The following is an 889-nucleotide window of genomic DNA, read 5'->3' on the forward strand; positions in this document are numbered from 1 at the left end:
TGGCTTTGAGTCACTTAATGCCGACATTGATGTATATGAATTTAGTTCTGAAACGAAGCTAGAATCTTATCAAGCTCTAACCCGTGAATTGCGTTGCCCTAAGTGCCAAAATCAGGATATTGCCGATTCAAATGCGCCGATTGCTCAAGATATGCGCGCGCAAGTACACAGACTGGTTGAAGATGGACATAGCCATGATGAAGTCGTCGACTTTATGATTCAAAGATTTGGCGAATTTGTTACTTATAAGCCTCCAGTGCGATCAGAGACGTATTTGTTGTGGTATGGGCCATGGGTATTTATCGCGATAGGTCTGATTGCGATTATTGGTATCTCCAGAAGTAAACGGATATCTGTAGATACTAATGGTGCTACTGGAAGTACTGGTTCCTCATTGAAGGTGGATAATTCAGATGATCAAGCTGAACTCGAAGCCTTGTTAAAAAAATATTCTGACGATTAGTCATCCATCTATTTAATTTCTATAGGCAAAGTCATCAATGACCCAATTCTGGATAATAGCCTCAATCCTTTCTCTTGTTGCTGTATGGATAGTACTTCACCCCTGGTTCAAAAGGCATAAGCTTGAAGAAATTGCCGTTGATACGGCGGACGAGGCGCGGGTGCGCGCGAACGTTAGAGCATACAAAGAACGTCTCAGAGAGCTCAATGCTGAGCTGCGTTCAGATGCAATTGATCAGGTTCAGTTTGAAGAAATTAAGAAAGAGCTAGAGGCAACGCTCCTTGGTGATGCAAAGAACGTACAGGCTCGTACCGACAACCTAGATAGAGCGACATCAACAACCTTTATCAGTTTAATCGTCGCTGCTTTGGCTTTAGTTGGCTTAAGCGCATATTTGTACAACTCTTGGGGTGCGTATGATCTCGC

General features: G+C 43.1%; 2 protein-coding genes. Both read left to right on the forward strand.

What is annotated here, in order from left to right; genetic code table 11:
• The coding region (locus tag A3762_RS00815; protein WP_068753662.1) for a cytochrome c-type biogenesis protein at positions 1-463 on the forward strand (463 nt) is incomplete at its 5' end.
• Positions 464-500: 37 nt separating this feature from the next.
• Positions 501-889 (forward strand): c-type cytochrome biogenesis protein CcmI (gene ccmI / locus A3762_RS00820; protein ID WP_068753663.1); only part of this gene is annotated, 389 nt, incomplete at its 3' end.

The organism is Oleiphilus sp. HI0125 (assembly GCF_001635355.1).